A 25,130-nucleotide genomic window follows, 5' to 3' on the forward strand; every position below is an offset into this window, starting at 1 on the left:
TGTCTATCCGAGCCGGGAGGGGGCGCGCTCAGGTGCCGCCGCGAGCAGTTCCAGCAACTCGCCGAGGTTGCTGATGATGAGGTCGGGTTGGTGCTCGGGCGGTGCCTGATCCGCGTCGGCCGCCGAATGTGTTCCGGTGGTCACCAGGGCGCCCAGTGCACCGCCGCGGCGTGCCATCGCGCATTCGAGGGTGAGGTCGTCGCCGATGATCAGCATCTGCTCGGGAGCGACCTGCAGGCGTCGGGTCAGGACCTCGAATGCCTCGGGGGCGGGTTTGCCGAGTATGCGGTAGGGGCGCTGGGTGACGTGGCTCAGACCCGCGGCGATGAAGCCGGATACTCCGACGTTCAGGCGGTGTTCGGAGGCGAAGGAGCGTGCGTCGGAGGTGCAGTAGATCGGGGCGCCGGCGAGGACGGCTTCGGCGGCGATCTGCAGCTTGTTCCGGCCGAACTCGACGTCCCATCCGATGACGACTGCGGCGGCGTTCGTCGGTTCCCCGGCCAGGGCGCGATCGAGGTCGACGACGTCGAGGCCGCGGGTGAGGAAGTCGTGTTGGACTCCGGGCCCACCGAAGACGAGTAGGGGCCGTCCCGGATGCAGGGTCTGCATGGTTTCGGCGGCCACGACCGCCGGGGTGAGGACTTCCTCGTCGCGGACGTCCAGATCGAGGGAGCGCAGCGATTCGGCGATCTCGTGGGGTGTCTGCATGGAGCCGTTCGTGAACACGGCCATGCTCCGGCCGGTGCGGCGGATCAGATCGATGGCCTCAGGGGCACCGGGCAGTGCCCGTCCGCCCTTTCCGCTGGGGCCGTCGGAGATGACGAGGCAGCCGTCGATATCGAACATGACGCCGCGGACATCGGCGAGCCGGGTGAGGAGTTCGTCGCGGTTCATTCGGTGCCTCCGGTGGTGTTGCGGCGCAGTTCGACTCGTTCGGTGCCGCGGTTGACGGCGAGGTACTTCCAGCGGGGCAGTTCGTGGGCGGCGCGGATGAACTCGGTGATGGTGGTGACCGGGGCGCTGCGCCGGGTGGTGCCGGCCGGGGACCAGCGCGGAGCCGGTCCGGCGGCGAGCATGGAATCGACCTGGTCCTGGGGAAGCACCATCCGCAGCAGCAGTTCCTCCTCGGGCAATTGTCGTCCGAAGCGGCGGGCGTATTCCTCGTGCAGTTCCGCCAGGGTGGGTTCGGGCACCTTCTTGTCGAGTTCGCGGGCGCGGGGCAGCGCCGACACCTTCTCGAGGACCTCGGGTGCGATCTCGCCTTCGGGAGTGCCGAAGTGGCCCAGCACGAACCGCACCACTTCGTCGGGGATTCGGCTGTAGCGCTCTTGCCCGGACTGGGCGGCGAGCACATTCATCAGCGCCTGGCTGCCGACGAACTGGCTGAACGGGGTGACCATGATGGGGTAGCCCAGGTCGGCGCGCACGCGGCCGGTCTCCTCGATGACGGCGGGCAACTGCTCGAGCATCCGCAGTTCACCGAGCTGGCGTTTGAGGGTGCCCATCATCCCGCCCGGCACCTGATGGACGTGGAAGCTCAGGTCGTACTCGGTCGGCGCCCCGGCGGGCAGGTTCTGGGATTTGGCGATCGAGTAGAGGATGTCCGCGGCCGCGGCGGCGGCGTCACGGTCGGCCTGCACCGGGATGCCGAGGGCGTCGAGGTTGCCGACCAGGTTCTCGAGTCCGGGCTGGGCGGTGCCGTTGGAGAGCGGACCGAGACCGGTGTGCAGGACGTCCACGCCGAGCTCGGCCGCCACCAGGTACAGGTGTGACGCCGCGCCGGTGGTGCAGTGACTGTGCAGTTCCAGGGTCTTCTCACCGGCGGCGTCGCGGACGCCGGGGATCAGTTGCCGGGTCCGTTCGACGGTCAGCAACCCACCCGGGTCTTTGACGTAGACCGAATCGACGTAGCTGCTGGCGGTGTAGGCCTTGATGTTTCGGCTGTAGCTCTCGTCGGTGTGCACGGGGCTCTCGGTGAACGTCACCGCCGCGACGATCTGCTCGATCCCCTCTTCCTTCGCCCACTGGGCGACCCGGAGCAGGGATTCGACGTCGTTCATCGGTTCGGCGATCTGCAGACGGCGCAGTCCATGGTGGGCCATCAGGCGCAGCGCCATCCGCATGACGGTCTCGGACGCCTTCTCCCAGGACATGAACCGCATGCCGGTGGTGATGGCGGACAGTGGGGTGTTGGGCATGACGGCCCGCATGCGGGAGATCCGTTCCCACGGGTTCTCGTTGTGCCACTTCACGCCCATCGACAGGTTGGTGGAGCTGGTGAAGTCGATGGCCTCGTAGCCGACCTGATCGAGCAACGGGCCCACGGCCTCGACCATCCCGGTGGTCAAACCGGTGGCGCCCCACAGGCTCTGGTTTCCATCGCGCAGGCTGGTGTCCACCAGACGGATCGGCTTCCGGCGCCCTGCTGCGGTGGTCGGGCGGGCAGCGGTCGGGTCGGGGACGAGGGTGGTCATCGGAGTGCTTCCTTTCGCTGGGCTTGGTGCTGCTCCCAGATCGGCCCGAACCACGAGGTGCTGACACCGCCGTGAACGAAATCGGGATGTGAGAGCACGAATGCGTGCAGCGGCAGTGTTGTCGTGACGCCCTCGACGGTCACCGAGTGCGCGGCCGCCTGTACGGCCGCCACAGCGGCGTCGCGGGTGTCGGCGCGGACGATCAGCTTGGCCATCAGGCTGTCGTAGAACGGTGGGAACGAGTAGCCGTCGTAGATGTGGGTGTCTACCCGTACACCGGGCCCGGTGGGCCAGGACACGTGGTCGATGACGCCCGGGTTGGGCCGGAAGTCGTTGCCGGGATCCTCGGCGTTGATCCGCAACTCGATGACGGCGGCCGGCGGCACCGGGGGAACGTCGGGCAGCTGCGGGTCCTGCCCGAGGGCCAGGCGAAGCTGGGCTGCGACCAGGTCGATTCCGTAGGCCTCCTCGGTCACGGGGTGTTCGACCTGGATGCGGGCGTTCATTTCCAGGAAGACGACGTCCTCGGATTCGGTGTCGACGAGGAACTCGACGGTGCCGGCGCCGCGGTAGCGCAGGGCCTGGACCAGTGCGCGGGAGGAGTCGTGCAGTACGGTGCGCCGGCTTTCGGTGAGGCCCCAGGCGGGGCATTCTTCGATGAGTTTCTGATGCCGGCGCTGCACGGAGCAGTCCCGGTCCCCGAAGATCTGCGCGCCGCCCTGCCCGTCACCGAACACCTGCACCTCCACGTGCCGGGCCGCCGGGTAGAAGCGCTCGAGGTAGAGCGCGCCGTTTCCGAACGCGGCCTGGGCCTCGGCGGCGGCCTGCGGGGCCAGCCGTGCGAGGTCCTCGGGGCCGGTGACCAGGCGGATGCCGCGGCCACCGCCGCCGTGCACCGCTTTGATCAGCAGGGGGTAGCCGATGGATTCGGCGAGCGGCACCACGTTGTTCACGTCGTCGATCTCGGTCGCGGGTGCGACCGGAACACCGGCGGCGACGGCCACCTTGCGGGCGCTGCTCTTGTCGCCGACGGCGCGGAGGGTCTCGGGGCGCGGGCCGGCGAAGGCGATGTTCTCGGCTTCGAGGAGTTCGGCGAGTTCGGGTTGCTCGCTGAGGAATCCGTAGCCGGGGTGGACGACGTCGGCGCCGGCGTGCACTGCGGCCTCGGCCACGTACTCCGGCCGCAGGTACGACTGACCGGCCTGGGCGGGGCCGATGACGATGACCCGGTCCGCCAGTTGCGCGGCCCGTGAGCCGATGTCGGCGGTGCTGGCCGCCAGGACCGGGCTGGCGCCGATGCGGCGGGCGGCGGCGGCGATCCGCACGGCGATCTCGCCGCGGTTGGCGATCAGTACCACCGGCTTCTTCGTCGTGTCACTTGTGGTCATGGCGTGCCTGCCTCGGTGACGACGGCGAGCGGCTGCCCGTATTCGACCTGCTCGTTGTCCTTGACGAGGATCTCGGTCAGGGTGCCGGACACTCCGGCCGTGACCGGGTTCATCAGCTTCATCACCTCGATGATGCCGATGGTGGTGTCGGGTTCGACGCGCTCGCCCGGTTCGACGAAGGGGGGTGCGCCCGGGGAGGGGCACCGGTAGAAGACGCCGATCATGGGTGCGGGGACGGTGGTTCCCTCCGGTGTGGGTGGTGCCGGAGTTTGTTCGACCTCTACCGGTGCGGGCGCGCTGGGCGCCGACGCGGCAACGGGTTGCGCCGGCGCGGGCAGGGGTCCGGTCGACGCTGTCGGTGTCGCCGGGGCTGCGGCGGGTGCGGGGAGATCGCCGCCCCGGGAGAGGCGGACGGAGACGTCTCCGAATTCGACGGCGGCGGTGTCGTAGTTGCCGTCGTCGAGCTGGGTGACCAGGTCGAGGATGTCCTGCCAGCTCGGGGTGGTGTCGGTGCTCATCGGGTCTGTCCCTTCGCTGCGGCGGATACGAACCCGAGCAGGTTGGATGTGGCGCTCGAGGTGCGCTTGCTCTTTTCTTCCTTGCGCTTTTTCCAGTTGGTTTCCGGGCGGGACTGCAGCAGCATGACCCGGCTGGTGCCGTCGCCGTCACGCTCGAGGGCCCACTCGATGTCCTGGGGACAGCCGTAGTGTTCCTCCACCCGCAACCCGATCTCGGCGAGCTGCATCAGTTCGCTGTCGCTGAGGCAGGAGACCTCGCGGCGGGCCTCGTCGACCTCCCGGAAGATGACACCGGTGCCGTCCGGGGCGGGCACGTATTCGTGTTCCTTCGACGCGATCCGGCTGCTGGTGAGGGCGGGCCCGATCTTCGTCAGCCAGTACTCGTCCGGCGTCACCTCCCCGGAGACCACGGATTGTCCGAGTCCCCAGCTCGCGTTGATGGCGATCACGGACCGGTCGCCGGTGCGCGGGCTGACCGTGAACGTCACCCCCGCGACGTCGGCGTCGGCCATCAGCTGCACGCCGACCGAGATCTTCGACGCCTCGGCGGCATCCGTTTCGGACATCCCAGCGCGGTAGGCGATGGCCTGCGGGGTGTACAGGCTCGCCCAGCACTCGCGGACCTTCGCGATCACGTCGTCGGCGCCGACCACCCAGAGATAGGTTTCCTGCTGGCCGGCGAAGCTGGCCGCGTCCCCGTCCTCGTCGACGGATGAGGATCGCACGGCCACCGGGATGCGGTCGGTGTCCCCGGTGCCGCGGCGACGGGCGGTTTCCCGGGACAGGGCGAGATACGCCTCGCGGATCTCGCCCTCGATCGCGGCCGGCAGGTTCCTCTCGAGGACCAGGGCCACAGCCTGATCGTGGGCGTCCTGCAGTGACTTCGAGCTGTCCGGGTCGACGCCGAAGACCAGGCTTCTCAGTTCGGTGCGCAGATCCGAGTCGTCCCTGAAGTCCTCGTACGCATCGATCGTGACGGCGAATCCGTCTGGTACCGGAAGCCCGGCCTGGACCATCTCGCCGAGGCTGGCGCATTTGCCGCCCACCAGGGGGCGGTCGGTGGAGCGGACCTCGTTGAATTTCTTCGTGTACTTACCCACGGTCTTGTTCCTTTTCACGTGCTTCGGTGGTGGCCGCCGAGAGTCGATCAGGAGGCGTCGGTGGCCTCGTCGAGGATGGTGACGGTGCCGGTGTTGCCGTCGACGCGGATCAACTGGCCCGTCTTGATGGTCGAGGTGCCGAAACCGGTGCCGACGACCGCGGGCAGCTCGTATTCGCGGGAGACGATCGCGGCGTGGCACATGATGCCGCCGATGTCGCTGACCGCTCCGCGGATCCGGCCGAACACCGGAGTCCAACTCGGGCTGGTGACCGGGGCGACGAGGATCTCGCCTTCCTGGACGGTGTCGAGCTGGTCCGGGCGCAGCACGACGCGGGCGGGGCCCTCGGCGACGCCGGGCGAACCCGCGAAGCCCGACAGGGTGTTGCTACTTCCGCCGCCGTCCTGGGCGGTCAGCCAGCGTTCGACTGTTTCCGGGGTGATGCCCCAGAGCATGATGGTCAGCGGCTCGCTCACCTCCTGCGGGACCGGGCCGAGGGCAGGGGGCGGGTTCCATGCGTCGAGCGCGGCGTAGATTTCCTTGCGGCGCTCGATGATCTGCGGCCAATGGAAGCCGCCCTGCGGCTTACCGCCGGCACCCCAGGCCATCTGCAGGTCCACGATCGCTTCTTCGACCTCGGCGCGGCGGAGGAAGAAGATGTCCTCCACGTCGTCCCAAAAGCCCCATTTCTGCAGGAGCCTGCTGAAGTCGCGGGTCTTGTTCCAGAAGTTGGTGAGGAACCAGTGCTCGACGTAGAAGTTGTGGTTTTCCACGTAGGGGAACACGGTCCGCGACAACCCCAGTGCCTCGTCGAAGCCGGGCAGGTCTTCCTCGTCGAGCAGGCAGCGGTAGTGCTTGACCACCGAATCACGCTCGGCCTGCAGCCTTTCCAAGGGGCGGGTGAGGTCCTCGCCTTTTCGCAGGCGGTCGAGGTAGTCACCGATGGCCTGAATCGGCAAGCTCAGGTCGTCGATCCAACTGCGGTGCGAGTGGTACATCCCCGACCCGTAGGAGAAGTAGAACCACGGGTCCTTGCTCTCCTCCAGGGCGGCGAGCCACGCCTTGCCGGCGTCGGTGCCGCCGAGCCCGTCGGTCAAGTCCTTTTCGGTGGTGGCGGCCCGAACGATGTCCCCGACCCCGAGTTCCTCGGCCTTGCGTGCCAGGGCCCGCAGTTCGTCGTCCGGGCGGAAGAGCAACACGTCGACACCGCTGACCATCCGGGAGATCGTCTGGTCGTCGATCTCCGGGAAGTGTTCCTTACACAGGGTGAGGAACTGCAGGTACGCGGCGTAGCCGAGGTTCAGGAACTCCGAGTGCAGCGTCCAGATCTGGTCGCCGTACTCGAGGAGACGGTGATACGCCGCCAGTAATTGGTTGCCCTGGGTGGGACCACGGTCCTCGAGGACACGCTCGATCGGCTCGAACTCCGACAGCGCGGGGACCTCGAGTGCGTGCACACCACGGATCGCGTCGGTGACGCGGCCCTCCCATTCGGCGTAGAGGGTGTCCCAGTTCTGGAAGTAATACCCGGCGCGCTCGGCGAATTCCTCCGCGCGGCGGGCCTGCTCGCCGGAATCCGGGCTGGGCAGGGTGGACATGTAGGTGTACCCGTTGACGATCCGCACATCCAGGCCCTTGGCCGGCGGCAACGCGAAGACGCGGGTGTTCGTCACCCCCGTGCCGGTGAAGGCGCCATCGACCATCGCCTGGTCGAACGGGTACGAGACCTCCGGGTAGTGCAACGAATTGCGGAACCAGGTCTTCGCCGAGTCCTCCGCGCGCCGCGAGCCCAGGAACCGGTTGTGGTAGGCGTACATCTCCTCCCAGCCCTCCGCCCCCTCCGGGGTGGTGATCTCGTACGGGTCCGGGAAATGGCGCGCATCCGGTGCCGGCTGCTGCGACGTGGGAATCGAGTTCCGCTCGCTCTCGGTGGTCGTCATAACTTCTCCTCCATGCCAAAGGGCTCGGTGCCCGGAACGTGGATCACAGTGTGTGCCGTCTGTGACGCAGGCCACCAGAAAGCTTTTCACTGAACGAAAAGAAACCTGAACACGCGCAGGTCAGAGCACCGTGTATCAAGGAATGTCTTCTAGTCTTTTCACACAGTGGAAAGCCGTCTAGGGTGCGAGTTGAGCCCAAGACCCGGATGGGCAGCGAGGAGGACCTCATGACGGCGTCACCACCGGGTGCACCCAGAAAGTCGGTGACCGAACGCGCCTTCGCTGTTCTGATGTCCTTCGACATCACCCATCGGCGCATGACGCTGTCCCAGATCTCGCGTCGCACGGGTCTGCCGGTGGCCACCACGTTCCGTCTGCTCGACCGGCTCGAGGCCATGGCCGCGGTCGAGCGCGGCGGCGATGGCCGGTACAGCATCGGCCCGAAGATCTGGGAGCTCGGCATCCTGGCCCCCACCCACGATGTGATCGGCATGGGCACCCGCCCGCTACTCGTTCGTCTCGCCGCTCGCTCCGGAGCCATGATCCGGGTCTTCGTCTACAACGGTCAGAACGCGTTGTGCGTCGAAGAAGTCCTCGCACACGGCGGCAGCTCCGCCGGCGGCGGCCCGGGCTTGACGCTGCCGCTGCAGGACTGCGCCGCCGGACAGGTGATCATGACGTCACTGACCCCGGCCGTGCGGAGCTCGCTCCCGATGACGCGAATGCAGTTCGACCGACTCGAGGAAACCCTCACCGTCCTTCACCGGCAGGGCTGGGCCCGGCTGGGTCGGCCCGACGGAACCGTGGAATACGCAGTCGGACTCGACGCCGAAGGCCGGCCGCCAATGGCTCTCTCGGCAGCCGTACCCCCGCCCAGCGGCGCCCCCAAGCCCCTGGTCACCACCGAAGCCTTGGTGCCCGAACTGAGAAGTGTTGCGCGCACTCTCGTCGGCATCTTGAACAACTCCTCGGACGATCGTCATTCGACCGCCGCACCGCCCGAAACTCAGCCACACACGAACAGTGAGCACCGATGAGCGCCGAACCGTACAAGAGCAACGCGAAGTCCGTCACGGCCAGGGCCCTCGCCGTCCTGGCCGCCTTCGACGTCGAACACCCGCTACTGACGCTCAGCCAACTCGCCCGCCGCGCGGGTCTTCCCGTCGCCACGGTGTACCGCCTCGCCGGCGAACTCGAGGACGGCCGATTCCTCGACCGCGACCACTCAGGTCGGTACGGCCTCGGGGTGAAACTTTGGGAAATGGGGCTCCTCACCCCCGTTCACGGCCGACTCCGCGAAACGGCCATGCCGTTTCTCCTCAACCTCCAGTACGACTGCCGGGAGACAGTGCAGCTCGCCGTCTGCGACGGCACCGACGCCATCTACGTCGAAAAGCTGACATCGGAAGAATCCGTACCCGTGCAAAGCCGCATCGGAGCCAGAATCCCGCTCCACGCGACCGGCGTAGGCAAAGCGTTGCTCGCCTTCAGCGACGAATCCTTCATCGACGCCATACTCGCGATGCCGCTGACCAGCTATTCCGCGGAGACCATCACCGACCGCCGCGCACTCTCCCGCCAGCTCGCCCAAATCCGGCAGCGCGGATACGCCGAAAGCCACCAGGAATATCACTGGGGCTCAACATCGATCGCCGTCCCCGTGCAAGTCAACGGACTGGTGAAGGCCGCCGTCGGCATCGTCAGCTACGCGTTACGCGACGACCTGTCCCAATACCTTCCCTCGCTCCTACACGCCGCACATGGCCTCGCCACCCGACTGGAACAGACCGCAGGAAACGCCTACCCAGCCCTCAGCGGCCTCACCCGAGACGACACCCCATAACCGTCGAATATCGATCGATTCTCGACAAGTTGGAAACTGAGGGGGTTGCCGGGGACTGTCTGAATAACGGTTGATCTGATTCTTGGTTCGACACGCCGAGCCCAGCTTGGCGGGAAGGATCGATGATGACCGAAACACTAGATCCCATGGCAGCGACCGAGGTGGATCAGAAGCAGTTGGCCGAGCAGTTCCTGGCACAGGCCAAGGAGCAGGGCGTGGAGCTGATGGGCCCGAACGGGCTCCTCAACCAGCTCACCAAGAACGTCCTCGAAACCGCGCTGGACGCGGAGATGACCGAACATCTCGGCTACGAGAAGCACGACTCAGCGCCGCGGCAGCGGCAACTCCCGTAACGGCACCCGTTCGAAGACCGTCCTCACCGAGATCGGGCCGGTGGAGATCGAAGTCCCGCGGGATATCGATTCCTCGTTCGCACCGCAGATCGTCAAGAAGCGTCAGCGTCGCCTCTCAGGTATCGATGAGATCGTATTGTCCTTGACAGCACAGGGATTGACCACCGGAGAGGTCTCCGCGCACTTTCAGGACATCTACGGAGCGACGGTATCGAAGGACACCATCTCCCGCATCACCGACAAAGTTGTTGGGGAAATGACCGAGTGGCAGAACAGGCCACTCGACCGGGGGTGTATCCGGTTATGTTCATCGACGCTGTGCACGTCAAGATCCGGGACGGGCAGGTCACGAACCGGCCGATGTATGTCGCGATCGGCGTCACCGTGGGCGGTGAACGCGACATCCTCGGAATCTGGGCGGGCGACGGTGGTGAGGGATATGGAACGCGCACAGGTTCCTTTCCGGAGTTTCGTGCTGCTGCCTGAGGTTTTCCCACTGATCGGCGTGTCGTTGATCTTCGACGTGTAAGCCCGCAAGTTAAGGTATTGCCATGAAATCCCAGGTGTGAGGTGGGTGGCGGGCGACTGCGGGTGATCCCGGGCGAGGTCGCGCCGGTCGTGGCGACGCGAGATCCGCAGCGGTTCCAGGCCGAATGCGTGGAGGCGTTCGTCGCGTCGTGGACCGTGCGTGGATTCGCGGCATCGACGATCGCCAACGACATGGGTGTGCTGGAGCGGATGCTCGCGGGGCTGGGTCGGCCGGTGTGGGAGGTGACCGCCGCCGATGTCGACCGGGTGGTGGGCGAGCTGGCCAGCTCGGGTCGAGCGGTGTCGACGCGTCGGAACTATCTGCAGGTGTTCAAGGGGTTTCACCGGTTCCTCGAGGTTCGCAAGGCCGCGGAGATCGAAGCGGCGTTCGGGGTGCGGCTGGCCTGTCCGCTGGATGAGTTCAACGCCGCCCGCCACGTCAGCGACGACTCGCCGGCTGCGGAGGCGTCGCCGACACCGGAGCGGGTGGCGGCGTTCTTCGAGTTCCTCAAGCAACGGATTGCGACCGCGCGCAAGTACGGCCCGGCCGCCCGGGATTACGCGTTGTTCCGCACGCTGTATCACGCCGGAATGCGCGCCGAGGAGGTAGTGATGCTCGACCGCGGCGACGTCCACTTCGGGCGTGGCACGTTCGGCAAGCTGCATGTGCGCTTCGGTAAGGGCGCCAAGGGATCCGGGCCGCGACCGCGCTGGGTGCCAATGCTGGACGGGCTGGATCTGGTGTTGCGCTGGTATCTCGACGATGTGCGCGGCCGGTTCCCGGACAGCTCGGTACTGCTGTGCGACGAGTCCGGCGGCCGGATGGCCGCGGCCACGATCCGCAACCGGCTGCGGCACTTGATGAGCGTGGAAGGACGGCCCGAAGTCTCGCGGAATATCGAGAACGCGCAGGCGCTCGTCGAGAACACCCAGAAGGCCGGCAGGCGCGGTCTCCGGGACCGGTTGCGTGCGGAGGTGACCGTTGTGCGGGGCGAGTTGTATGAGGTGCACCGTCTTGTCGATGCGCTCGTGTTTCGGTTTCCCGAGGTACTTGCGCACGTGGAGTCAGCGCTCGATTAACCACCCCGGGTTGTTTGTCGGGGTGCCCCAAGGGGTAAGTCCCGTGGAGTGGTGGGAATTCGCCACTCGGATCTGTCGGTGGCGGGGTTCCGTAACAGGTCGCTGCACTGTTTCGATCGGGTATCACCATCGACGCCGCGGCGACGACATCGGCGATCGGGCCTCAACTGGACCGGCGACCGCCGTGTAGGCGCAGCAGCGGTATTCGTGCTCCGGGTAGGCCGCGGACCCCGATGAGTGCGCGTTCCCAGCTGTGGCGTGGCGATGTCGGTAGCGGTCGTCGAATTTGTCGGCAGAATAGTAGATGACCGGCTGCGGGGCGGGAGGACGCCCTGAAGATGAGCCGCGACCTGCGGAGGGGTCGAACCCGCATCAGCGCCCGGATTGTCGCGTCGCGCACCACCGCACCCGACCGAGAGCGCATCATCAGCAGCGGCCGAGATTAGTCGCCAGTTTGGTCATGTGCACATCGGTGGATCGAACAGCGGGATTCCCAGGTTCGGCGGACGGCCCGTTAGTGAAGCCCAGGGCTCGGCGCCGGCTGCGGCTGAGCAAGACCAGGGCAGGGGCGTGGGAGTCCCGGCGTGCGCTGAGGAGCAGGAAGGCCGAACGCGGCAGGGATGAGTCGATCCAGGTGGCGGTGCGTGAGTCCGCTGCGCGTATCGCCGCAGAGCTGGCACCGAAGGTAGCGCAGGAAGCGTCGAGACTGTCGCGGAACCGCGGCCGCGACACACGGTATTGGGATTTGATCGCCCAAGGGGAAACGAACATCGCAGCCAGCACACTCGTCGGTGTGACTCGCCAAACCGGGATCAATTTCAACGAAGGGCGCGGCAGCGTAAGAGAATTCCACAGGGGCCGTTCTGCATCTGCCACGTGTGAGAGCCCATTGCGGCGACGTACCGCGGGCAATGTGGATCAGGTCGCGGGTACGAGGAACTTGTCAGAACAGGGGAAGTGGCGGGAGGTCGTAGCCTTCTCGACAGCTCCTCGGGATAGCGGTTCACCCGCGGTTTCGTGCCGGGCGCCGGGCGGACACACACTTGTTCTCGGGGCGAAGAATCATTGGAAGCCGAACATCAGCCACGCCTGGTGGCTGACCCAGTCGGGATACAGTTCGGTCATTGCGTCGTAGAGCTCGCGATAGCTGGAGGCCGATTCCTGAAGACGGCCGAAGTCGGTGAGGTAGCGCTTCGACTCTTCGATGGCCTGCGGTGTGTCGGGGGCCCCCGGCTTTTTGTGGCCAGCGACGGCAATCTTGGGTTTCAGCGCCGCCAGCCGGTCCAACGCGGCAATCCAGTTCGCACGGCTTTCCGGAGTGGTGTCGCCGACGTACATGTGGCATTGGTTGTAGGAGACGTCACCGCCGACAACAAGATCGATCGAGGGCACGTGCAACGACGTGGTGTCCACAGCGTCGGTGCGTCCTTGTTCGATGATGCGCAACTCGTGGCCCTCCAAGGTGAAAACCTCGTCGTCGTAGGCTTCGGGAAGCACGATTCCAGCAGGTAGCTGCCCCGGCCAGCGCTTGCGGAAAAGAGGCATCAGATGGGATTGCGCGCGCATCAGTTCCCACGACTTCGGCGTGGTGATCGCCCGCGCGTCGGGAAAGCGTTGCAACAGCACACTCAGGCCGGCGTAGTGATCGAAATGGCCGTGCGTGATATAGATCGTGGTGAGGTTGCGGTGATGCAGCGCAACCCAATCCGCCAGCGCCTCGGCCTCGGCGACAGTGGCGAGGGTGTCCACGAGCACGGCATCTTCTTCACCGAAGATCAGTGTGGAAGTGCTCGGGTCGAAAGCGGGCGGTGGACCGAACGGCCGAGCACGATCACCCACCATCTCCTTCTCCGGGGCGGTGAACACGTTGACACTCAGTACAGACGACATCATCGTCGTTCCTATCGGTCGAGGTGCGGATATGAAAACGGTGCGAGCCAGTGAGCTGGCTCGATGGCTGAATATTCGGACCACGCGAGCAGCCTGTCCCCGCTCATTGGACTCGGTCCTCGCTCACCTCTCCATTGTGTCCGCGGGTCAGTCCACTGTCTGGCAGATCCGCCGGTTCGAGTCCGGCAGACGGGTATGACTTCCGGCAAGGAGCGGTGACCGGTCAGCGATCGTTGATCGGTGACGGTCAGCGGCGGTCACTACTGTGCTCGTAGTTCGCCCAGTCTCCGTAGTGCGTAAAGACGACCCAGGACGTCCCATTCCACTGGGCGGCTCGTTCAGTCCGCATGTACACGCAGCGCCCATGGCTGCGGATCTGGGCGGCGGGCTGGTCAGGGGAGCACATCTGATGGCCTCGACACGGACCTATTTCTCGTTCGTCGACGTGGAGATATTGCCCATCGAGGTTTCCTCCTTCGAACGCACATCTCATATGCCGACTCTATGGACGGGCCAGGCAGGAAGGCCAGCATCGCGTGCCGCTGTTCACCGGGAGCGGCGGCGCTCAGGACATGACGGGCAGTCCCTCGGCAACCGTTTCGAGTCTGATCCACGGAATCAACCGGCGTGGCGATCGACGTGATCCCGGATCACGGGCGGAGGCGGCGCAGCCCCCATCGCGCGGGGACGAGGAACGCCGCGGCGATCAGGAGGGTGAGCGCGGCTTCGGTGAGTCGGAACTGCCGGAACCTGTTGTCGGCGTGGTAGCGCACTTCGAAGTGGTCGGCGCCCTGGGCTCGCAGGCAGGCCTCGTAGTCCCGGCGCCAGATAGCGTGGCTGGCCCGTCGCCGCGTCGACGGGGTGCACGATCACCGTGACGGCGAACCCGGCTGCCGCAGGGAACCACTCCTCGGCTGCGACGTCGAACGGTGCGATGGAGGTGTGGATCCGCAACTCGATCTCCGTTCCGGTGCGGGCCGGCGCCGTAATGGTGTGCGGATCTGTCGAGATGTCACCGGCGGCCAAGTTTGGCAGCGCCTTTTCGGCGTCGGCGCGGATGCTGCCGGGATCAGCGGACATGGGGCAAGGGTACGGGCCGCCGATACGCGGCCCACGGGGTGACGGCGATTCGTCCGACCGACGATCGATCCGGCAGAATGGGGTTTTGACCTGCAGTGATGACAGGTCCCCTGACGGAAGGACTGGGCCGGTACCGCGGCAAGGTGCATAGCGACGCCACCTCGAGTTCGTCATCGTGAGCATCGACGGCGAGGACGCGGTGATCGAGTCGGTGCGCGACGACGTCCCCGGTCGGTTCCCTTTCCACGCCCGCCTCGACCGGTTGTCCCGGTCGAGTCCTGACCTCAGACAACAAGCGCCATCTGAACAGCGGAGATGACACGTCCCTCGCGTGGGTTATCGCCCGCTCGTCGCGGCGATCGCGTCGGTGATTTGCCCGCGCTGCTCGGCGGTCAGGTCTCGGGCGCGGCCGTCGTCGGCGATGCCGAGCATGACCATGACCCCGGCCGGCCCGATCCCGGATCCGCGCATGTACGCGGCGAGGACGTCGGAGACGAGTGGGTCGGCGGCGATCCGGTCGCGTCGGCGGTACAGCAGCGACGTCAGCGGTAGGTATCCGGATAGTAGGTCGTCGGTCTCCTCTGACGCATGGCATTCAGATTGACGATCTTCTGGTCGTCAGGTTCGGGCGTCGGCACTCGGTTCCTCTCGGTGCAGGCGGCATCGGCGGATCACACACAACAGGGGTGGTGGTGTTCGGACGAATGCGTGGGTGGACGTCGTTCGGGAAGTGGTGTCTTGTTGTTCGTCCATGAGCGGTAAGCCATCGTGTTGGGGTAAAAGAACTTTGAGCATAGAAGGCTGGTAGAGCGCCGCGTTGCCCAAAAGTAGGATTGGCGCGACGTCTGACGTGCATTTCAGAAAGCGGACCGCCGTCGGCGGTCAGATTCAAGGTGCGGGTGCCGCTCAGCCCACACTGAGCGGCCCCCGCAATCCACCCCTCACGCGAATCGGACCGAGCGCCCCAAGCAATTCGCGCGCCATGCGACCGCCATGGCGGAGCCCACTCTACCAATAAACGGGGCACTCGGTTTGTTTCATGTGCGATGGGTATATATGTTCGGTCAGGTAACACGCAGGAAGGTTGGATGTGTCCTCCGCTGGTAGCGTTTGCCCAGCTCATAGGCCCTGCGGTTCGGCCGATCGGTTTCGCTCCCAGACAGGAAGGTGCGCAATGGTTAAACAGGCGCGCGCGGCAGCGACCAGGGCGCAAATCGTGCGCGGTGCTGTTGAGATGTTTGACAAGTCGGGGTTCGAGGGCGCCAGCCTCGTCGAAATCACCGAGGCCGCCGGATGACCAAGGGCGCCCTGTATTTCCAGTTCCGGTCCAAGGAAGAGTTGCCTCGGCATATCATCGCCGAACAACACCGGATCTCCATTGCCGCGGTCGCGGCCATCGCCACACAGGAAGTGTCGGCGCTCGAGCAGATCGCGTGATGCTCCGCCACGAGATGGCCCGGCAGATCGTCGAGGACCCGGTCGTGCGCGCCGGCATCCGGATCACTCTCGAGCTCAGCGCCGACGATCGCGGCCCCGCCGGTCTGTACCGGGACTGGATTACCGCCTGCCAAGCCCTGGCGACTCGTGCGATCGTCGAGGCCGACCTCCTCGCGAGTATTGATCCGCCGACCCTCGCACGATTTGTCATCGGCGCGTTCACCGGAGTCCAGACCGTGTCTCAGGTCTCGCCCACCGCACCGATCTGGAGCAGCGGGTCGACGACATGAGGATGTTTTTGCTGCCCGGGATCATGCCCGCGGCCCGACACCATCGCATTGCACGCATCCGTGCGGCCCGCGCCACCACTGCGGTTGCGGTGGAGCAGACCCGGCGTAGCCAGCGCTGGTATTCCTGGCCAAACGTGTACACGGTCCTGGTCGGGTCTTCTTTTCACCGCCTCTCGGCCTTCGATGTCCCAGCGTCTGCCCGTGACCATATTCCGATGACTGTGGGCGGACAGCGTCGAAGTCGCCGACTGATCGGTACGGGCTTGGTCGTCAGCGTCGGAATCTGCGCCGTGGATCGCGGGCGGTCGTGGCGACTGCCTGCTGTTGACGCGACGTCAGCCTTGGGGGTTCGTCATCGGATGACCGTTCCGGGACCAGGTCCATGCATCCTCCTCAGGGTTCCCCGGCGCGACCTGTGGGGACGTGTGGCGCCGAGCCGACGCGGCGCGCGATACCGCGAAGGGGTCGCCTGCACCCCGCCTGGTTCGGCGGAAGTGCCGTAACGCTCGTCCGGTGGCATTCCCTCTGTCCGGCAACCAATGAACGCACCGGCCCATTGCACATGCGACCACCCTAAACATACCGTCTGGACTGTTATGTTGGGCGGGTGGTCGGGAAAATTCCAGGACGAATACTGGGCGGCGCCGTGTTGGTGTTGGTCGTCGCGCCGATGGGTCTGATGGTGGGTCGCACCTTCGGCAGCATGGTGTGGGGGTGTGTGACGATGGTCGGGCTCGGGGTAGCGCTCAGCGTGGCGGCCTGGGCGATCCGGTCGTGACCACGGGTGGCCCGCGAAGCCGGTGGCTGGGTGCGTTATCGGCAGTTCGCGTGGATGGCATTGACCGTTCCGATGACGCGGTGGCTGCGGAAACGTTGTGGTGGTGGCGGCGCGGGGATGGGCTGGCCAATTTCGCGTTGGCGCTGATCCTGCAGCGGGCCGTCGCGCCGAATATCGACGGATGGGATGGCGAGATCGACGCGGACGTCGACGCCACACAGGTCGCTCGAATGCTGCGGGCTGCAGTGCGACATCCAATGTATGTACCGAGTTGGAGGAGTGGTGTCGGATCGTCGGCGCACGCCGTGGTAGCCGGGCAGATCGGAATCCACGGTTGTGGTTGGCAGATATTGCCGAGTACCTCACCGGATCTCTCGACACCCCGCACATTACGTACGCGAGGCTTGACGAGTTGCGGGCGGTAATCATCGCCGTCGATGCCGCGTTGGTTGCGGCTCGCCCGTTACCGGAGATGAGGTTTCCCGACGCGGAGTTGCTCGCCCTGCTCGAGCGGTACTCGCACGCCCGGGCTCGGGTCCTGCGGTACTGACCAGAAGGCGAGACCTACGGCAATCCCGACCATTCGCTCACCACAACGGACGCGACGGCCGCCAGTCGCGGGCGCTGGTGCATCCAACCTCTACGTGTCGCGGACGCCACCGAGCCCCAGTCGGCCGGCTGCACAGATTTTGTGTGGCAGCAGGTTTCACGCGCCAGTTGCGGCGATGTTTAGAGTCACCTCATTGTGTGACTCAGAACATATCTCGAACGGGGTACAGAGATAACCCTGAGGGGGACTGTCACACGCTGTCAGCAGTGGTTTGCTCAAGTTCTCCGCAGTCCACCTGATTTTCGAAATGTGAGTGACCATGACTCAAGATGAAGCCGCCATGCTTACCTTCGCCCTGCGCTGGGCGCCCTATGGAGGCGGAGACGAGCACATCCTTCCCGAGTTCGGACTGCTCCCCGCAGTGTTCTACCGGCGTCTCCAGGCCATACTGATGGCGCGCGCGCTCGACGGAGTCGGATTCGCAACAAGGCGTGGTCTGCTCGAACTGTGCGCGGTCAAGCTTTCGGGGTCGAGTTCATCGGCATCCAGTGCAGGGCGACGAGAGGTAACACAGAGCGCTTAGGCGCTCTCCGCCGCAATGTTCTGCGGTCGATCGGTTCGTCGATTCCTGACGTTGAGAACGACCTCAGCGGTCCGTGGCGATACGCCAGTGCACGACAGGAACCATTGGTGTAGTTAGTATTTCGCTCCTATCGCAGCAATGTGTCGGGGACTCGCTTCGCGGGACTCGCTAACGATGGCGGCGGTCGGCTCACCGGCGGATCAGTCTCGGGACAGCGACGCACATGGTGCGGCAGTATGGTCCGGCTGTCGGCCCCGTCGCGGAGTGTCCCGTTGCCGGGCTCCGTATCTAGGACGTCGGGGCGGGCCGTGAGGCGCGTAGGGACACGAAACGACGGAGGTCGTCGCGGAAGTTGGGGTCGAGTTGGTTGGCTGTCGGTCCTGTCAGGATGCTGTCAAGTCTCGCGATGTAGCAGGCTGGAGTCATGCCGAACTCGACCAGGAGGTCGCCGGTTGTACCACCGCCGTAGGGAAGCCATCGGCGCGCGAACTCGATGATCCTCATGTCTTCGATGGCAGAGTCGTCGATCACGCTAATACCTCCATGTCATACCCGGACACACGTGGAGAGATGCGTCTTCCCGACCGAGTTTCCGGGACGGTGCCCGGAACCGGGCAGGCTGTCGCCAGACTTGGATTTGTGTCTGAAATTCCTACCGAGTGCGCGAGGAACGATCTGTCTAGTGCATCAGCGCGCGAACTGGACTGCAACTCCGTGCAGTAAGGATCCCCCTGTTGGGGAGTGTTTTTCCCCCTGGGGGGGAGTCCGGTCAGGTGATGTGGGCCATATCTTGAGAGATGTCTTGGTACGGCGTTTGGGTCTATGTGCCTCGAATCCCGGCATGTTCATCCCTGGAAGTTTGGAGTTCCGATGTCAGCCGTCAGCTCGGTGGAACAGCCCGGGGAGGGGGTTGGTGTGGGGAACCTCACACGAAGGATGGGGACTACATGTGGTTCGCTGCCCGAATCGGATTTCTTGACACGTTCAAGCTTCTTTCCTGGCAACAGTATTCAGTCAAGGCTCCTGACACACGCGTTGCGTGTGACGGTCAAACCGGCGCTCGGTGTGTGGGCGCACGTTCCGAGCGCACGTTGGGCCGCGCGGGTGGTTGACCAGGCCGCGCGCGTGTTACCCCCGCTCGATGGGGTCGGACATCGTCGTGTGCGTTTGACGGATTGCGACGCGGATTGGATCCAGGCGCACAACGCCGATCTGCACAGCGTGGTGCTCTACCTTCACGGCGGGGGTTTCCTGACCGGTGGCCTCAATACGCATCGCCGTCTTGCTTCTCGGATTTCGCAGTCGGCCGATGCCAGCGTGCTCAGTGTCAACTACCGACTGATGCCCACGCATGCGATAGGGGACGCCGTCGCCGACGGGCTCGCCGGCTATCGCTGGTTGCTGGCACGAGGATTCTCCCCGACCCAGATCGTCATCGCCGGCGATTCTGCCGGCGGATATCTCGCGTTCATGGTGGCGCTCGCTCTGGCCGACCTGGCTCTGCCGCGGCCGGCCGGTCTGGTCGCATTGTCACCGCTTACCGACTTGGACCCGACCGTCAAGTTGCAGCATCCCGCGTCTGCACGATGTCCGATCCTTCCCAGTTCGGCGCTGGTGGCGCTGACCGCTCTCACCGAGCGCGTGGAGCGCCGCGCTCGTGGCGTGTCGGGACTGCCGTTGTCTCCCGTCGATGCAGACCTGCGCGGGCTCCCGCCGGTACTACTTCAGGTCGGATCCAGAGACATGCTGTATCCCGACGCGCAGTTGATGTTCGAGTGCCTCACCGATGCCGGGGTTCCCGTCGCCCTCGAGATCTGGGATGGCCAGTTCCACGTCTTTCATGTGGCTGCGGATCTTCTGCCCGAGGCGCGCAGGGCAATTGAGCATGTAGCGGAGTTCATTCGCGCGGTGACCACCGTTCGAAGCGGCGATTCGGCACCTGACCCCCTCGATTCGGACCGCGAGATCGCCTAACGCTTTTACGCAAGTCGGCACGGGCGATGCGCTGGGATTGAACCTCGACGGCAGATCGCTGGCGCGATTTGACAGCGAGTTTGTGGAACCACCGTTTCAGCACGAGCCGCAGGGGCGTTCTGCGTGGAAGGTACGGCAAATCCTCACGACGGATGGGAAGCGATGTCAATGGCGTGGCTGTTGCTTGTTATAGCGATTGTTCTCGAGGTTGCGGCTACGAGTATGTTGCCGCTCACGCATGAGTTCACCCGTTTTCGGGTATCTGCGGCGGTGTTGGTGCTCTACGGGGGTGCGTTCTTTCTGTTGGCGAATGCGGTCAGGCAGATCGACATCGGCGTTGTGTACGCGCTGTGGTCGGCGCTGGGGACGGCGGCGGTGGTTGCACTCGGCGTCCTCTTCCATGGAGAACGCCTCTCACGGGGCAAGGTTGCCGGTCTGGCGCTGACAGTCGTCGGTATCGTCGCGATGAATTTTGGAGGGTAGGCGCCATGGGTTGGTTCTACCTCATGGGTGCGGTTGTCGTGGAAATCTTTGCCACAACCGGTCTTCACTCGACTGACGGGTTCACGCGGCCGTTTCCGACGGTCGGGGTTCTCGCTGGATACCTCCTTTCGTTCTTCTTCTTGTCGAAGGCGCTCAGATCGCTCTCACTCGGTGTCTCGTACGCGTTGTGGTCGGCAATTGGCACCGCCTCTATTGCGGTGGTGGGAGTGCTGCTGTTCGGCGATGCCGTGTCGGTCGCACGAGTGGCTGGATTGATATGCATCATGGCCGGTGTGGTCATTTTGAACATGGAGGCGGACCGCGAGTCCAGGCCTACCGTGTCCGTGAACGCCCAGCAACCGGTGGAGTGCGACTGAATTCAATCTCGCAAGGCCTGGGCCTTGTGATGGCGCGAGCGAGCGTTCTCCGAGCGGAGGGAAGCCGATCGTGGTCGGTCTTCTCGTCGATGGTTCCGGTTGGACGACCACGTGTGTGCTGTCAGGTCGAGGCCAGTAGGTTGGCGATGCGTGCGTCCTCGTCCAACAGTATCTGGGTTAGTCCGAGCTCCGTGCATTTCGCTGCGACCGGAGCCAGCACGGACCGCGCCGCCGCGGACCGCTCTGCGGCGGACAAGCACACCGCCAACAGCAATTGCGCGCGGATGAGAGCCCGGGGCCTGGCCTGATTTTCGATGCTGACTACGAGTTCCTTCGCGCGCGCACTGGCACGCTCGATTCCCTCGAGGGAACCTTCGCGGAGCAGGAGTCTGATCGACGAATCTTCGTCGAGTTCGGATGTGATGGTGGCGATCCCGTCTGCTTGCGGCCGGTAGGCGTTCAAGCCCGTCAACCGCGAACGGATCTCGTCGCCGACGGGAAGTCCTGCGCGGATCCGCTCGTTGACCATCCGTGCGGCCAGACGTGGCAGCCGCAGCGATTCGGCAATTCTGGCGCCCTCGTCGAGCCGATTTTCGGCCTCCGCATAATGTCGGAGTGAGGCTTTGACCCGTGATCCGGTGCCGTAGGTGGCGAGCATGAATTCCACGAGGCCGCCGCCCTCGGAACCGAGTTTGTAGCTTTCGTCCAGCAGCTGTTCGGCCTCTGCGATCTTGCCCATCTCGTAGAGGAGCGCTCCGAGCAGGGCCCCGGCGAGTCGAGCTGCATGGGCGTGGACCCCAGATTTCCCGGTCATCGCTACGGCGGATCGGAAGTAGTTTTCTGCCGCAGGAATGTCGAGTTGTTCGTACGCCGCTGCGCCGGCCAGACAATATCCGTACATCACACTGAAGGGGCCGCTGGTTTGCGCGTGATATGCGGCGGCCCAGTCCTGCCAACGGCGCGCTGCATCGAAGTCGAATGTGTAGAGGGCCACGAAGGAAGCGATGCTGCCGGCGCCCGACGCGAGGAAGGGCCGCACCGCGTCCGGGTGGTGCAAGCAATCGGTGACGAGGTCCTGTACTCCTGCAATCTCATCGGCGAAGAGTTTGCCGGATGCTTGGACAACGGCGGCTTCGACCCGAAGGGCGTGAATTGCGGCCTCGTCTACCTCGGTGTTAGTGAGTGCGGCATCGAAGAGATCGAGTGCAGCTCGCATCTGTCGTGGACGCTGCATCAGTATGTTCGCCCACGCGATGTTCAATTGGAGTCGGGCACTTGTAACAGCAAGGTTCGGGGGAAGTTTCGCGACCAGGCCGAGGAGGGTTGTCATCCGCGAGTCCTCGATGAGTGTCATGCCGCCGTCCTCGACCAATCGAAGGGCGTGGTCGGTGTCGCCGGCGGCAAGAGCGTTGTCGACAGCCTCGCTGAGCATGTTGTGGTCGGCAAACCAGTGCGCTGCGATCCGGTGGAGGTCTTCACGACGGCCCGGATGGAGGCGTTCGAGGCGGCGATGGAGGAGATCGGCGAACAGGTGGTGATACCTGAACCATTCCCTGTCGTCATCGATGCTTTGCAGAAACAGGTCTCGGCGTTCGATTTCCTCGAGCATCTCTTGGCCGGATGGAACGTGTGTCAGCATGCCGGCGAGGTCACCGCAGATCTTCTCCGTGATGGCGGTGGACAGGAGGAACTCGAGGATCGTCGGTTCGAGCGTGCTCAGGACGTTCTCCACCAGGTATTCGTGGATGGCATGGTGGCCACCGGAAAGATGCGCGATGAAGTCCATGCGATCGCTGCGCCCGCGTAGCGACAGGGACGCCAATTGCAGCGCCGCGACCCACCCGTCGGTCGAGCTTCGAAGGCTGCTCACTTCCTGGTCGTCGAGTGTGAGTCCGTTGACATCGACCAGAAAGGCCCTGGATTCCGCGCCGTCGAAACGCATTGCCGTCGGCCCGATCTCGACGAGTTCATCGCGTACTCGCATGAGGCTCAGCGGAAGACCGGATTGGGATCGTGTCGCGACGATGACCTGGACGTGATGACATCCGTTCTCGAGCAGGAAGTCCATTGCCGCCACAGTGTCGGAAGAGGTTACCCGGTGCCAGTCGTCGATCACAATGGCGATCGCGCGGCCACCGTCGTGGATGTCGTTGATCAACGAGGGCAGCACGTATCGCGCGGCATCTTCGTAGTGATCTTCGAGGATGCGCTCGAGGTCGGGCGCGGTCGTGGGCAGCGCGGTGTGGATCGCCTTCACCAGGTGGGACAGAAACCAGGCGACGTTGTTGTCATCGCGGTCGATGGTGAGCCAGGCGACGGGCATTCCGTCGGCTATGAGAGCGTGCCGCCATTGGGAGGCCAGGGTGCTCTTACCGAAACCTGCGGGGGCGTGGATCACTGTCAGGCGCCGTCCAGCGCCGGCGTGCAAGGTCTCGAGGAGTCGTCGGCGCTCGACCAACGGCCGTGCCGAGGTCGGGGGACGGAACTTGGTGGCGGCGGTGGGTGGGGTGTTCGGCATTGCTGCCGGCGTCCTCGACGCGGGAGCCCCGCCCGGTCTGGGCGGGGGCGATGTGGCTCGGAACGGATCGGCGGGCATTGCCATCGCGTCCATTTGCAGCCCGTGCAGGAGTTGGACCGTTCGAAGCTCGTTTCCGAATGCGTCAGCCGATGCTGGTCGATCGGCGGGATCGCCCGCCATGGCGTGTTCGATAGCGGTGCAGACGTCGTCGGGAATGCCGTGCTCACGCAGGTCCGGGATCGGTTGGTTGGTGACCCGCACGAACTGTGCAACCACACCTTCCCGGGTGCGGCGCTCGAAGGCGGCGTGTCCAGTCATCAGGCAAAACAGTGTCGCGCCGAGACCGTATACATCGGACGCGGGACTCGGAGGTTGGCCCTTGAGCACCTCGGGGGCGGTGAAGGCCGGGGTGCCGACGACGCTGCCCGCGGATGTTTCGAAATCGCCCCCGATCCGGGCGATGCCGAAGTCGGTCAGTTGCGGCTCGCCGTATCCCGTGATCAGGATGTTGGCAGGTTTGATGTCACGGTGGAGGATGCCCTCGCGGTGAGCGGCCGACAGAGCCCCGGCCAGTTTCACTCCGATCCCGAGCACGGCGGGCAACGGGAGGGGGCCTTTCTGCCGAAGCAGGGTTTGGAGAGAACCGTGTTCGTGGTAGGGCATCACGAGGAAGAGGGACCCGTTCGCGGTGACGCCGACGTGGAGAATTTGGACGATGTGGGGATGGCTGGAGAGTTTGCCCATGGCGCGTTGTTCTCGTACGAAGCGGGTGCGGTCGTCGGGTCCGACATCGGAGGTCAGCACTTTGACGGCGACTGTTCGATCGAGGGAACGCTCTGTGCAGCGATAGACCACCCCGAATCCTCCGCGTCCGACCTCCTCCGCATTCTCGAGCCCGGCCATGTCCAACTCGGTAGCGATATCGCGGCTCAGATCACGCTGAGTATTCGGCAGGTCGACTTCGTCGGACTCGTCCATCGGTGGCTCAATCCTCTATGTACTTCTACCTCTTTGTGGCAGGTCAGAGGATGTTCCACGTTCGGGGCAAAGTCCGCCGCGAGCGGCTCATACGCACCTCCAACTAGTGTGATCCAACTCACATGCTAGCGCAGTGCGATTCGGTGCTGTGGCCAAGTCCGAGCGTTGACCGCAGGGTGGGGCGGCGGCAGATCCTGATCTGGACAGCCGCTACTGACGACGCATGCCCTCGAAGGTCAGGCGTAGGACTGCGTCGGCGAGATCCTCGGATGATCCTTCGGTTCGCGGTTGGTACCACTCGATGAGCGAGTTGAGCATGCCGAACACGAGGCGGCCGGTGAGCGCGGGATTGATACCCGGCCGGAGGTCTCCCTCCTCGGCGGCCCCGACGACCAGGTCACGCACAAAGACATCGAATTCCCGTCGGCGGGCGATGGCGCGGCGTTCCACGGGAGTGTTCCCGCGAACGCGCAGCAGGAGGGTGACGTAGGGCAGTTCTGCGACGAGGATCTCGGCGGTGCGCCGGACGAGATACTCGAGGCGGTCGATGTGTCGGCCGCTAGTGGCTTGCCGTTCGGTGGTGACGGCGAAGAGTGCGTTGAGCGCTCGCGACAACGCTCGCTCCAGCAGTTCGGGCTTGCCCGACACGTGGTGGTAGATCGACGACTTCGTGATTCCCAGCCGCTGGGCTAAGGCCTCCATGCTGGTGCCCTCGTAACCCTTGTCGTTGAAGACCTTCACGGTGACGGCGAGGAGGGAGTCGAGGTCATAGCCGGGTCGGCCGGGCCGCTGAGTGGGGTGGGCGGGCGTCATGAGTTACGGTCCTTCCCAGTGCGCCCGTGCGACGTTGCAGTGCCCGTCGAGATCGTCTGCTACGTCCGTTCTCACCGAAGCGATGATCGCGCCGGCTCCGCGTTTCGGCAGGGGCACACCCAGGGTGGTGGTCGGGCCCGGTTCGGAGGGTCCCT

The 25,130-nt window shown here is 65.0% G+C and carries 21 protein-coding genes and 2 pseudogenes; 11 read left to right on the forward strand and 12 right to left on the reverse strand.

Annotated elements, in window-relative coordinates:
* Positions 1-3: 3 nt before the first annotated feature.
* Genes ACFWAY_RS25210 through ACFWAY_RS25235 form a run of 6 tightly spaced genes read right to left on the reverse strand, consistent with a single transcriptional unit; the run spans position 4 to position 7,420 of the window.
* Positions 4-894 carry an HAD-IIA family hydrolase gene (locus ACFWAY_RS25210; protein WP_378512568.1) on the reverse strand — a complete coding sequence of 297 codons (891 nt, stop codon included), beginning with the start codon at positions 892-894 and terminating at the stop codon, positions 4-6.
* Entirely contained in the window at positions 891-2,474 is a 1,584-nt protein-coding gene (locus ACFWAY_RS25215; RefSeq protein ID WP_378512569.1) for a hypothetical protein, read from the reverse strand. The genes ACFWAY_RS25210 and ACFWAY_RS25215 overlap by 4 nt, the downstream gene beginning before the upstream one ends.
* Positions 2,471-3,862, reverse strand: coding sequence for a biotin carboxylase N-terminal domain-containing protein (locus ACFWAY_RS25220; protein ID WP_378512570.1), 1,392 nt, complete (start codon positions 3,860-3,862; stop codon positions 2,471-2,473). The genes ACFWAY_RS25215 and ACFWAY_RS25220 overlap by 4 nt, the downstream gene beginning before the upstream one ends.
* Complete coding sequence (locus ACFWAY_RS25225; protein WP_378512571.1) at positions 3,859-4,380, reverse strand: acetyl-CoA carboxylase biotin carboxyl carrier protein; 522 nt, start codon at positions 4,378-4,380, stop codon at positions 3,859-3,861. Before ACFWAY_RS25225 ends, ACFWAY_RS25220 begins: the two co-directional genes overlap by 4 nt.
* Positions 4,377-5,480 (reverse strand): PEP/pyruvate-binding domain-containing protein, encoded by a 1,104-nt coding sequence (locus ACFWAY_RS25230; RefSeq protein ID WP_378512572.1) that lies wholly within the window; start codon positions 5,478-5,480, stop codon positions 4,377-4,379. Before ACFWAY_RS25230 ends, ACFWAY_RS25225 begins: the two co-directional genes overlap by 4 nt.
* Positions 5,481-5,527: 47 nt before the next feature.
* The gene (locus ACFWAY_RS25235) at positions 5,528-7,420 is read right to left on the reverse strand and encodes a PEP-utilizing enzyme (RefSeq protein WP_378512573.1); all 1,893 of its coding nucleotides are present in this window, start codon (positions 7,418-7,420) and stop codon (positions 5,528-5,530) included.
* Positions 7,421-7,647: 227 nt separating this feature from the next.
* Here ACFWAY_RS25235 and ACFWAY_RS25240 point away from each other — a divergent pair, with 227 nt between their 5' ends.
* From ACFWAY_RS25240 to ACFWAY_RS25255, 4 genes and pseudogenes are all read left to right on the forward strand, one after another.
* On the forward strand, positions 7,648-8,457 hold the full coding sequence (locus ACFWAY_RS25240; protein ID WP_378512574.1) for an IclR family transcriptional regulator: 810 nt from the start codon (positions 7,648-7,650) through the stop codon (positions 8,455-8,457).
* On the forward strand, positions 8,454-9,263 hold the full coding sequence (locus ACFWAY_RS25245; RefSeq protein WP_378512575.1) for an IclR family transcriptional regulator: 810 nt from the start codon (positions 8,454-8,456) through the stop codon (positions 9,261-9,263). The genes ACFWAY_RS25240 and ACFWAY_RS25245 overlap by 4 nt, the downstream gene beginning before the upstream one ends.
* Before the next feature lie 125 nt (positions 9,264-9,388).
* Positions 9,389-10,054 (forward strand): annotated as a pseudogene (locus ACFWAY_RS25250) (transposase); the annotation flags it as partial.
* Positions 10,055-10,186: 132 nt separating this feature from the next.
* Positions 10,187-11,224 carry a tyrosine-type recombinase/integrase gene (locus tag ACFWAY_RS25255; RefSeq protein ID WP_378512576.1) on the forward strand — a complete coding sequence of 346 codons (1,038 nt, stop codon included), beginning with the start codon at positions 10,187-10,189 and terminating at the stop codon, positions 11,222-11,224.
* A 1,062-nt stretch (positions 11,225-12,286) separates the two neighbouring features.
* Here the strand turns inward: ACFWAY_RS25255 and ACFWAY_RS25260 are convergent.
* The 3 genes from ACFWAY_RS25260 to ACFWAY_RS25270 form a co-directional block, all read right to left on the reverse strand.
* The gene (locus ACFWAY_RS25260; protein WP_378512577.1) at positions 12,287-13,114 is read right to left on the reverse strand and encodes an MBL fold metallo-hydrolase; all 828 of its coding nucleotides are present in this window, start codon (positions 13,112-13,114) and stop codon (positions 12,287-12,289) included.
* Between the two features lie 618 nt (positions 13,115-13,732).
* Positions 13,733-14,194, reverse strand: coding sequence for a hypothetical protein (locus ACFWAY_RS25265; RefSeq protein ID WP_378512578.1), 462 nt, complete (start codon positions 14,192-14,194; stop codon positions 13,733-13,735).
* Between the two features lie 336 nt (positions 14,195-14,530).
* Entirely contained in the window at positions 14,531-14,665 is a 135-nt protein-coding gene (locus ACFWAY_RS25270; protein WP_378512579.1) for a hypothetical protein, read from the reverse strand.
* Positions 14,666-15,368: 703 nt separating this feature from the next.
* Between ACFWAY_RS25270 and ACFWAY_RS25275 the strand changes: the two are divergent.
* The 4 genes and pseudogenes from ACFWAY_RS25275 to ACFWAY_RS25290 form a co-directional block, all read left to right on the forward strand.
* Positions 15,369-15,998: pseudogene (locus ACFWAY_RS25275) on the forward strand (ScbR family autoregulator-binding transcription factor); the annotation flags it as partial.
* Between the two features lie 530 nt (positions 15,999-16,528).
* Positions 16,529-16,699 carry a hypothetical protein gene (locus tag ACFWAY_RS25280; RefSeq protein WP_378512580.1) on the forward strand — a complete coding sequence of 57 codons (171 nt, stop codon included), beginning with the start codon at positions 16,529-16,531 and terminating at the stop codon, positions 16,697-16,699.
* 340 nt (positions 16,700-17,039) lie between these two features.
* Positions 17,040-17,249 (forward strand): hypothetical protein, encoded by a 210-nt coding sequence (locus ACFWAY_RS25285; protein ID WP_378512581.1) that lies wholly within the window; start codon positions 17,040-17,042, stop codon positions 17,247-17,249.
* Positions 17,250-17,568: 319 nt separating this feature from the next.
* The gene (locus tag ACFWAY_RS25290) at positions 17,569-17,832 is read left to right on the forward strand and encodes a hypothetical protein (RefSeq protein ID WP_378512582.1); all 264 of its coding nucleotides are present in this window, start codon (positions 17,569-17,571) and stop codon (positions 17,830-17,832) included.
* Between the two features lie 288 nt (positions 17,833-18,120).
* Here the strand turns inward: ACFWAY_RS25290 and ACFWAY_RS25295 are convergent, their stop codons facing one another.
* Positions 18,121-18,363 (reverse strand): DUF3263 domain-containing protein, encoded by a 243-nt coding sequence (locus tag ACFWAY_RS25295; protein WP_378512583.1) that lies wholly within the window; start codon positions 18,361-18,363, stop codon positions 18,121-18,123.
* A gap of 339 nt (positions 18,364-18,702) precedes the next feature.
* On the opposite strand from ACFWAY_RS25295, the gene ACFWAY_RS25300 reads away from it, so the two are divergent.
* The 3 genes from ACFWAY_RS25300 (at position 18,703) to ACFWAY_RS25310 (ending at position 20,666) form a co-directional block, all read left to right on the forward strand.
* On the forward strand, positions 18,703-19,806 hold the full coding sequence (locus ACFWAY_RS25300; protein ID WP_378512584.1) for an alpha/beta hydrolase: 1,104 nt from the start codon (positions 18,703-18,705) through the stop codon (positions 19,804-19,806).
* A gap of 162 nt (positions 19,807-19,968) precedes the next feature.
* Positions 19,969-20,289, forward strand: coding sequence for a DMT family transporter (locus tag ACFWAY_RS25305; protein WP_378512585.1), 321 nt, complete (start codon positions 19,969-19,971; stop codon positions 20,287-20,289).
* A 5-nt stretch (positions 20,290-20,294) separates the two neighbouring features.
* Positions 20,295-20,666, forward strand: coding sequence for a DMT family transporter (locus ACFWAY_RS25310; protein ID WP_378512586.1), 372 nt, complete (start codon positions 20,295-20,297; stop codon positions 20,664-20,666).
* 121 nt (positions 20,667-20,787) lie between these two features.
* Here ACFWAY_RS25310 and ACFWAY_RS25315 read toward each other — a convergent pair whose 3' ends face one another.
* Entirely contained in the window at positions 20,788-24,162 is a 3,375-nt protein-coding gene (locus ACFWAY_RS25315) for a protein kinase (protein ID WP_378512587.1), read from the reverse strand.
* A 210-nt stretch (positions 24,163-24,372) separates the two neighbouring features.
* On the reverse strand, positions 24,373-24,975 hold the full coding sequence (locus tag ACFWAY_RS25320) for a TetR/AcrR family transcriptional regulator (RefSeq protein WP_378512588.1): 603 nt from the start codon (positions 24,973-24,975) through the stop codon (positions 24,373-24,375).
* Positions 24,976-25,130: the final 155 nt, after the last annotated feature.

It is taken from the genome of Rhodococcus sp. NPDC059968 (assembly GCF_042738615.1).
Classification (GTDB): Bacteria; Actinomycetota; Actinomycetes; order Mycobacteriales; family Mycobacteriaceae; genus Rhodococcus_F.

What these genes read in the sequence shown, in the direction of transcription:
- ACFWAY_RS25210 (WP_378512568.1), bottom strand. Translation starts at nt 894, where the DNA reads ATGAACCGCGACGAACTCCTCACCCGGCTCGCCGATGTCCGCGGCGTC.
- ACFWAY_RS25215 (WP_378512569.1), bottom strand. Translation starts at nt 2,474, where the DNA reads ATGACCACCCTCGTCCCCGACCCGACCGCTGCCCGCCCGACCACCGCA.
- ACFWAY_RS25220 (WP_378512570.1), bottom strand. Translation starts at nt 3,862, where the DNA reads ATGACCACAAGTGACACGACGAAGAAGCCGGTGGTACTGATCGCCAAC.
- ACFWAY_RS25225 (WP_378512571.1), bottom strand. Translation starts at nt 4,380, where the DNA reads ATGAGCACCGACACCACCCCGAGCTGGCAGGACATCCTCGACCTGGTC.
- ACFWAY_RS25235 (WP_378512573.1), bottom strand. Translation starts at nt 7,420, where the DNA reads ATGACGACCACCGAGAGCGAGCGGAACTCGATTCCCACGTCGCAGCAG.
- ACFWAY_RS25240 (WP_378512574.1), top strand. Translation starts at nt 7,648, where the DNA reads ATGACGGCGTCACCACCGGGTGCACCCAGAAAGTCGGTGACCGAACGC.
- ACFWAY_RS25245 (WP_378512575.1), top strand. Translation starts at nt 8,454, where the DNA reads ATGAGCGCCGAACCGTACAAGAGCAACGCGAAGTCCGTCACGGCCAGG.
- ACFWAY_RS25260 (WP_378512577.1), bottom strand. Translation starts at nt 13,114, where the DNA reads ATGTCGTCTGTACTGAGTGTCAACGTGTTCACCGCCCCGGAGAAGGAG.
- ACFWAY_RS25265 (WP_378512578.1), bottom strand. Translation starts at nt 14,194, where the DNA reads ATGTCCGCTGATCCCGGCAGCATCCGCGCCGACGCCGAAAAGGCGCTG.
- ACFWAY_RS25270 (WP_378512579.1), bottom strand. Translation starts at nt 14,665, where the DNA reads ATGCGCGGATCCGGGATCGGGCCGGCCGGGGTCATGGTCATGCTCGGC.
- ACFWAY_RS25290 (WP_378512582.1), top strand. Translation starts at nt 17,569, where the DNA reads ATGACTCAAGATGAAGCCGCCATGCTTACCTTCGCCCTGCGCTGGGCG.
- ACFWAY_RS25300 (WP_378512584.1), top strand. Translation starts at nt 18,703, where the DNA reads ATGTCAGCCGTCAGCTCGGTGGAACAGCCCGGGGAGGGGGTTGGTGTG.
- ACFWAY_RS25305 (WP_378512585.1), top strand. Translation starts at nt 19,969, where the DNA reads ATGTCAATGGCGTGGCTGTTGCTTGTTATAGCGATTGTTCTCGAGGTT.
- ACFWAY_RS25310 (WP_378512586.1), top strand. Translation starts at nt 20,295, where the DNA reads ATGGGTTGGTTCTACCTCATGGGTGCGGTTGTCGTGGAAATCTTTGCC.
- ACFWAY_RS25315 (WP_378512587.1), bottom strand. Translation starts at nt 24,162, where the DNA reads ATGGACGAGTCCGACGAAGTCGACCTGCCGAATACTCAGCGTGATCTG.
- ACFWAY_RS25320 (WP_378512588.1), bottom strand. Translation starts at nt 24,975, where the DNA reads ATGACGCCCGCCCACCCCACTCAGCGGCCCGGCCGACCCGGCTATGAC.